Origin of the sequence: Bradyrhizobium sp. (genome assembly GCF_019244115.1) — a bacterium.
GTDB lineage: Bacteria > Pseudomonadota > Alphaproteobacteria > Rhizobiales > Xanthobacteraceae > Bradyrhizobium.
In genome coordinates this window covers 1-7255 of record NZ_JAFATE010000635.1, presented here as the reverse complement: position 1 = coordinate 7255, position 7255 = coordinate 1, and the positions used below count along the sequence as shown (strand labels likewise).

Below are 7255 nucleotides of genomic sequence, written 5' to 3'. Positions count from 1 at the left end.
CGAGGGCAGCAGGACCGTTGCCGATTTTGCTTAGACGGACCAGAGAGATCCCCCTCATTTTCATAAGCTTGCACGCGCGATCAGGCTACAAACCGCAGGGCGGGCAGTCTAAGGGGGCGTTTGTTGCGGGCCCCCGCAACCAAGTTTGATGCTGAAACCAGCGTAAATTGGAAAAGCCGCCCCCTTGGGGCGGCTTTTCCATTTCTTGGAATCGCCACCGAGTAACCACGTCGTTAGCCGATCGGGAAGTGCACGATCACCTCCCTACGATTGGGCATTTGCTGGGTTCAATACCTGCCGCTCCAGCCACCCCATTAACACCTGCCAGGCTTGGGGAGGGACGAGCGAATGCGCCGGAAATCGGGGCTTTTCGCAACTTTGATTTTGTCTCCGGACCCGGTTTGCCGGTTCTGAGGCGGTAATCGGCAAACGTTTGTTTGCAAATATTCCCGCTGTACGGAGGCTGGCGACGGAGACTGGTTCGATCACGACTGCCGCCCGTGGCTCATAGTGGGTCGTCTGTGCGTCTTGCCAGATGAGCCTACGCACAGCACAAGCGAGCCGCTGGATTGTACAGCAACGCACAATTGATTTTTTGACTGCATCGCTCAATGGTTGACGGGGTCACAGAGCTTGTTAGAATTTCAGGAATTACTAGGCTGGCGGGAACAATGGTGGGGGAAAACAAGTTCGACGCGACCGCGTCGATACTTGGATACCTTTATCAATGCAGATACGCGCTCTATGCAGCAATAGTGGCAACGCGGCAGAATCCGGGCGCGGAGATCTCAATCGAGAAGTTCGACGATGTCGCGTTCGAGCTGAGCGGCTTACCGATCGAACTGATCCAGACCAAGCATCACGTCGGAAAGCAAGGAAGCCTTAGTGACGCGAGCGCGGATCTTTGGAAAACGCTTCGCGTCTGGTCAGATCGAGCCAAAGACGATGTTTCTATCCTTTCCTCGAACAAATTCTTTCTGATTACAACTGGGAGAGCGCCGGACAAGTCGGCTGCCTCCTTTCTCAAGACAAGCGACCGTGATGAAGAGGCGGCCCTGGCACTTCTTGAGGGCGTTGCGGCGAAATCCCAAAGTGCAACCAATGCAGCTGCCTACAAGGCGTTTATGGCCTTGTCGCCGGAAGCACGCCTATCACTGCTTCACGCGGTAGCAGTGCTTGACAACAGCTCGTCTGTTAATGACGTGTACGGCGACATCGAGGCTGAGCTTTTTCACGCCGTTGCAAACGAACATTTACCTCTATTCGTGGAGCGACTTGAGGGGTGGTGGATCGGATTGGTTATCCAGTCCCTCTCTTCACCCGCCAACAGCTCAATTCCCGTCACTGCGGTAGATGCCAAAATTGATGAGCTGCGAGAGAGCTTCCAGCGCGACACACTCCCGGTCGACTTCGCTGACGCAACACCAAGCGAAGCAATCGTAGCTGAGTTGGACAAACGTCCCTTTGTTTCGCAGCTTCGTCAAATCCAGGTTGGGAACAAGCGCATCGAGTGGGCGATCCGCGACTATTACCGGGCGTTTGAGCAGCGATCTCGTTGGGCTCGCGAAGAGTTACTCGTGGGCAACGAGCTCGATTTCTACGAGCGTTCATTGATTGAGGCTTGGGAGCCTCGTTTCGAGGCAGAATGTGAACAGCTAGATGCGGGATGTAATGAGGCGCAGAAGATCAGAGCCGGACAAAAAGTCTTCGCCTGGGTCGAACAGCAGGCTGAGTTTCCGCTTCGATCAATCCGGCAGCGATTTTTAACACATGGCAGTTTTCACATCCTGGCAAACCGGTTTGCCGTTGGATGGCATCCGGATTACGAGAACCTGAGGGTGAGCGATGACTGACGAACCCACGCACGAGCGTGGCGGTCGCACTTGGGCCTCAAGACCTGCAGAGCAGGCGAACTTATTCAATCCAGCGTTCATGGCGGCGCTTTCGTGCCGCATGGTTCAAGACTACACAAAGAAGGCTCGACAGCCCATGCCGTTCGCTTTGGTTTTTTTGCTGCCAGCAGTTGTCTTGCACCGTCGCTCCCGGGAGAATTTGCCAAAGAGCACCGCGACAGCACTGCTGCCCTGGCTTCAGACGAATAAAGAGCAGTTAGTTACGTTCGCCGAACGGGTCCGGATGATGAAGCCGATGATGCAACAGGGCTTGATGTTCGCGTTGGCTCAGGAACACCTTGCCGTCGAAGCCGGCGCACTCACCATCGGGCGGACCGGCTTTCCTGCCGCGCTTCCCAAGAGTCTCCGGCTTACGGATGAATCGCGTGAGTGCTTAGAGAGAGCAGCATTTCTTGGAAGGTGGTTTGCTGCGGCTGGAACTGCCGCAACGATCATGGCTGCCTGGGGAGTAACTCCATGACGATGCAAATCGCTAAGATTGTCCTATACAGTCATGATGATCACATTCGAGAACTTTCACTAAACGTCGGGCGGTTGAACGTTATTACCGGGGCATCGAAGACGGGCAAGTCGGCCCTTATAGACATCATTGATTACTGCATGGGGCGCGGCGATTGCTATGTCGCCGAGGGCGTGATCCGAAAGCACGTTTCGTGGTTCGCAGTCCTGTTCCAGTTGGCCGAAAGCCAATTGTTTGTCGCGCGCCGTAATCCGGGTCCAGGCATCAAGACAAGTCCTGATGTTTATATCCAACGTGGCCACACGGTAGCAACGCCGCCCTTCAGCGCCCTCCAGAAGAATACGACGGTTGATGCGTTGGAAAGCTATCTTGGTGCCTCAATCGGCATCAGCGAGAATGAGCATCGCCCGGCGGCGGGGCAAACGCGTGCCCCGTTGGAGGCAAATATTCGGCACGCGCTGACGTTTTCGATCCAAGATCAGGACGAGATCGACAGCAAGAACGTCTTGTTTCATCGACAGGGCGACAATTTTATTGCTCAAGCGATCAAAGACACGTTCCCATATTTTCTGGGAGCAATTGATGAAGACCGCTTACTTAAGCTTTCGCAGTTGGATGCGGAGAAGCGCGCTCTTCGGCGACTGGAGCGACAGCTGAAGGAGGCGTCTGAAGTCGATGATGCCGATTTCCCCCAAGCGCGCACTCTACTGGATGAGGCACGCTCGGTAGGCCTGGTTGGAGAAAACGTCTCTGTCCCGGACTACCCGGCAGCACTTTCGGTGCTGAAAGACGCGGTTCGTCAGGACGTACTAACAGAGCAACTCGTTGTCGGCGACGGTGAGGGAGTTCTTGCCGAACTCAGAAGCGAACGAGGGAGGATGCGTCGCGAGTTGGAAACAATCAAGCTGGAGCTGCGGGCTACGGCCGCATTTCGATTGGAAAGTACCGGATATCAGCGGGAAGCCAAGGAGCAACGAGCTAGATTGAGCGCGGTTGGCCTTTTCCGTAAGGAGGTGGCGGAACACCAACAGTGTCCTCTTTGTGAATCGGTGCTCGAGGTAGCCGTTCCATCGGCTGCTCAGGTCGCGGATGCCCTGCGGGTAGTTTCAGAAGAGCTTGAGGCAGTCGAAGTTGAGAACCCACGGATACAATTCCGGCTGGCTTCACTACAGGAGACGGAAAGGCGCATCGAAGAAAGCCTTCGCAACAACAACGCTCGCATTCTCGCGCAAATTCGTGAGAACGATTTATTGCGGGCGCAGCGCGACAGTTTCATTCAGCAGGCGCGGACAATTGGGAAGATAACGCAGTACTTAGCCGGCGTGACGGCCAGTCAAGACAACTCCGCTATGGTTAGGGCGATCGATGAAGCCAAGCTGCGGGTCAGGGCACTAGAACGCGAAATTGATGGAGAGTCTGATCAGGAGCGAATTGAGACATATCTGAACATCATTGGTCGATTGATGACTGATTACTCTGCCGATCTAGACCTTGAGCACAAGGGTAGCCAACTGCGATTAGACATACGTAAGCTCACGGTGATAGCCGATACGCTTGATGGACCTGTGCCGCTACAGCGAATGGGTAGCGGCGAGAACTGGGTCGGCTACCACGTTGTTACGCACTTAGCGCTGCACCATTGGTTTCGCAGGAAAGTACGCCCGGTGCCGGCCTTTCTCATCCTCGATCAGCCTTCCCAAGCACATTATCCCCCAGAGCAAGACGCCGACGATGGCTCTCTCGTTTCACTTGAGGACGAGGACAAGACCGCGGTTCAAAAGCTGTTTGCGCTTATCAATAGAGTCACTCAAGAGTTGGCGCCGACCTTCCAGGTCATCCTTATTGATCACGCGGATCTAAAGGAGAAATGGTTTGAGGACGCCGTTGTCGAGCGATGGCGTCAGGGCGACAAATTGGTGCCGCAGGATTGGATCTCATGACAGGTCAAATTGATCGTATACATTTAGTCATGACCCGTATCGCGATCTCGCAAACGAAGTTTTCTCCAGCAATTTCAACCTGATTTCCCTGTCCAGTCCTCTGCCCAAAAAAATTCTTCCATTTTTCAGAAATCTATGCTTCACTCTCCGCGTCCTGATTCCCCCAGAGGGGCGGCTCGCGATCGTCACGGACGTTGGAAACAGGATGCGGTGGACGTGAGGGTGTGCAGCGCGCTTTGGCGCGCCGACGAAAACATCGTCACGGACGAGCGAAGGCGCGTGGTCCTGATCCCCCGACGCTGGGATCAAGTCTTGCGAAGACGTTTCGCAGGGCGACGGTGGCTAGAAAGCCCGGTACACCGGGGAGATCGCGCTATAAGCCGTAAACCATCGCGCAGGGAATGCCGGGTTGCTCCGGCTGGACCTGTGGTACCTGCCGCCTGCATTTTTTTGCTGCAGGCGGGCCATGGGTGCAGCCTGCACCCGGCATTCCCTGCTCCCTCTGGTCTTCAAGAGGGTCACGACAGATGCATCACTCGGGCAATGTCATGCCGCGGGAATGCGTAGGCGTGCCCTGCAACGGCGGCGGTTGGGTTCTGCCGCACCCTGGGTTATGCCGTCGAGGCAGCGGACGCCTTTTGCGATTGGAATTGATCATGCCCCTGTGGACCTGCTTTCAATGCGGCGCGCAGTTTCCAGGTAGCGACGCGCCGCCGCGCGCCTGCCTGATCTGCGAGGATGAGCGGCAGTTCGTGAACTGGCAGGGCCAAAATTTTCTCACGCGCGAGGAGATGCGTGCGCGCTATAAGATCGCCTTCCGTGACGATCTCGGCATTGTCGGCCTGCGCGTCGAGCCGTCCTTTGCGATCGGCCAGCGCGCGCTGCTGCTTCCCGAGGCGGATGGCTGCGTGATGTGGGATTGCGTGCCGCTGGCAACCGACGAGGCGGTGGCCCATGTGCGCGCGCTCGGGGGCTTAAAGGCGATCGCGGTGTCGCATCCGCATTTTTATGGCGCGGTTGCCGACTGGAGCGAGGCCTTTGGCGGCGTGCCGGTCTATCTGCATGGCGACGACCGCGCCTTCGTCACGCGGCCGCATCCTTCGATCGTGCCGTGGTCCGGCGAAACGCAAAAACTCTCGGACGACATCACGCTGCTGCGCACCGGCGGGCATTTTCCCGGCGCCACCGTGCTGCACTGGACCAAGGCCGCGGAGGGCAGGGGCGCGCTGTTCGTCGGCGACATCGCGATGGTCGCGATGGACCGCCGTCATGTCAGCTTCATGTACTCCTATCCGAACTACATTCCGCTCGGCGCGGCCGCCGTCCGGCGCATCGCCGATGTGATCGCGCCGCTCGCGTTCGATCGCATTTTTGGCGCCTGGTGGGACCGCAACATCGCCGCCGGCGCCAAGGCCGCATTCGCGGCCTCGGTCGCGCGCCATCTCGCGGCGATCGCGTGATGGTTTTCCGCCGATGATGGGGCCGCCATGATGGCGCATGTCGAAGCTTCGCCCCCGGGCGGCGTCGCGAACGTCGGCGCCGTGTGGCGGCCGGACATCGACGCGCTGGCGTTTCAGCTCGATGAGCATTCGGCATCGTGCATGGTGCACCGGCGGGCCTTTCGCACGCTGCTTGGCTTCGATCCGGCGCCCGCGGATTGCCTGCGGCATTTTTGCGAACACGAACACGCCTTCAGGTCGGCGGCGACCGCCAAGATCGCGCATAAGGAGCTTCCACCGGGGACGAATCTTCACCTGACCAGTCGTGACATCGCCCGAAAACTGCTATCATCGCCAGTAACAGGATACGGAGAATCTTGATGGCCCAGTCTCATACCGCCCAGCTGCCGGCTATCGGCAGCGATGTCAGCCGGCTTGCCCAGTGCGCCCTCGCGCTGGCGCTCGGCCTCTTCATCGTGGGCGTGGTCGGCTTCTCGCATATCGACGTGGTGCACAACGCGGCCCACGACGTCAGGCACTCCAACGCTTTCCCGTGCCACTAGCCTTAAAGCCATGAACGCGTTTCGTGCGATCGTGTTTGCGGCCGTGGTGGCCGGCCTTGCCACCGGCCTTGCGGTCACCGTGATCCAGCAATTCGGCACCGTGCCCTTGATTCTCAAGGCGGAGGTCTATGAGAAGGCGGCGGAGCATCACGGCGCCGCGGCGCCGGCAATCCCATCGGGATCGATGACGACCGTCGGCCACGGTCATGGCGAGGCAGGCGCGGCGCACGAGCATGCGGCGGAAGCCTGGGAGCCCCGGGATGGGCTGGAGCGCAATGCCTACACCGCCGGCGCCAACGTCCTGACCGCGATCGGATTCGCGCTGATGCTGGCCGCGCTGTTCGCCTTTCGCGGCGGAGGCGCGGGTGCGACCGTGTCCTGGCATGACGGCCTGGTCTGGGGACTGGCGGGATTTGTTGTGTTCACGCTCGCGCCGAGCCTCGGCCTGCCGCCGGAGCTGCCGGGAGTCCCGGCCGCGCCGCTGCTGTCGCGGCAGATCTGGTGGGTGATGGCGGCGGCCGCGACCGCCGCGGGCCTCGGCCTGATTTTTCTGCGCGCCACCGCGCCTGCGGCGATCGCGGGGCTGATTCTGCTGATGCTGCCGCATGTCATCGGCGCGCCCGAACTAACGAGCGTCGAAACCAACGTGCCGTCATCCCTCGCGCATCAGTTCGTCGTCGCCGTCGCGCTGACCAGCCTCGTGTTCTGGTCCCTGCTCGGCGCCCTGACCAGCATCGCCTACGCCTATTTCGATCAGTCGAGCGCCGCGGTCGCGCCGGCGCGCCCGAGCGGCGCCTGAACCGTGACGCGTCAGGCCTCCGCGCCCATGACCCGGATGCGGTCCTGCTGCTTGGACCAGGACACGTAGGCGGCGACCAGGGTCATCGCCGCGAGCCCGGCGGCGCTGACGGCAATCTGCATCGCGAGCGAATCGGGCCCG

Annotated in this window: 7 protein-coding genes; all 7 read left to right on the top strand. The window is 59.2% G+C overall.

Annotated features, from left to right (window positions below; translation table 11 throughout):
- Positions 1-671 precede the first annotated feature (671 nt).
- The 7 genes from JOZ76_RS27885 to JOZ76_RS27855 all read left to right on the top strand — a co-directional run bounded on the left by JOZ76_RS27885 (position 672) and on the right by JOZ76_RS27855 (position 7114).
- Positions 672-1853 (top strand): ABC-three component system protein, encoded by a 1182-nt coding sequence (locus tag JOZ76_RS27885; RefSeq protein ID WP_291704149.1) that lies wholly within the window; start codon positions 672-674, stop codon positions 1851-1853.
- Entirely contained in the window at positions 1846-2373 is a 528-nt protein-coding gene (locus JOZ76_RS27880) for a three component ABC system middle component (RefSeq protein ID WP_291704147.1), read from the top strand. Before JOZ76_RS27885 ends, JOZ76_RS27880 begins: the two co-directional genes overlap by 8 nt.
- On the top strand, positions 2370-4313 hold the full coding sequence (locus JOZ76_RS27875; protein WP_291704145.1) for a DUF3732 domain-containing protein: 1944 nt from the start codon (positions 2370-2372) through the stop codon (positions 4311-4313). The genes JOZ76_RS27880 and JOZ76_RS27875 overlap by 4 nt, the downstream gene beginning before the upstream one ends.
- Positions 4314-4969: 656 nt before the next feature.
- Positions 4970-5773, top strand: coding sequence for an MBL fold metallo-hydrolase (locus tag JOZ76_RS27870; RefSeq protein WP_291704143.1), 804 nt, complete (start codon positions 4970-4972; stop codon positions 5771-5773).
- Between the two features lie 81 nt (positions 5774-5854).
- A complete protein-coding gene (locus JOZ76_RS27865) occupies positions 5855-6133 on the top strand; it encodes a hypothetical protein (protein ID WP_291704141.1) in 279 nt (92 codons plus the stop codon).
- A complete protein-coding gene (locus JOZ76_RS27860; protein ID WP_291704139.1) occupies positions 6133-6315 on the top strand; it encodes a CbtB domain-containing protein in 183 nt (60 codons plus the stop codon). Before JOZ76_RS27865 ends, JOZ76_RS27860 begins: the two co-directional genes overlap by 1 nt.
- A 10-nt stretch (positions 6316-6325) precedes the next feature.
- On the top strand, positions 6326-7114 hold the full coding sequence (locus JOZ76_RS27855) for a CbtA family protein (RefSeq protein ID WP_291704137.1): 789 nt from the start codon (positions 6326-6328) through the stop codon (positions 7112-7114).
- Positions 7115-7255: the final 141 nt, after the last annotated feature.

Bases quoted from the DNA above. Each gene is read 5' to 3' on its own strand.
- JOZ76_RS27885 (WP_291704149.1), top strand. From the start codon at position 672: ATGGTGGGGGAAAACAAGTTCGACGCGACCGCGTCGATACTTGGATAC.
- JOZ76_RS27880 (WP_291704147.1), top strand. From the start codon at position 1,846: ATGACTGACGAACCCACGCACGAGCGTGGCGGTCGCACTTGGGCCTCA.
- JOZ76_RS27875 (WP_291704145.1), top strand. From the start codon at position 2,370: ATGACGATGCAAATCGCTAAGATTGTCCTATACAGTCATGATGATCAC.
- JOZ76_RS27870 (WP_291704143.1), top strand. From the start codon at position 4,970: ATGCCCCTGTGGACCTGCTTTCAATGCGGCGCGCAGTTTCCAGGTAGC.
- JOZ76_RS27860 (WP_291704139.1), top strand. From the start codon at position 6,133: ATGGCCCAGTCTCATACCGCCCAGCTGCCGGCTATCGGCAGCGATGTC.
- JOZ76_RS27855 (WP_291704137.1), top strand. From the start codon at position 6,326: ATGAACGCGTTTCGTGCGATCGTGTTTGCGGCCGTGGTGGCCGGCCTT.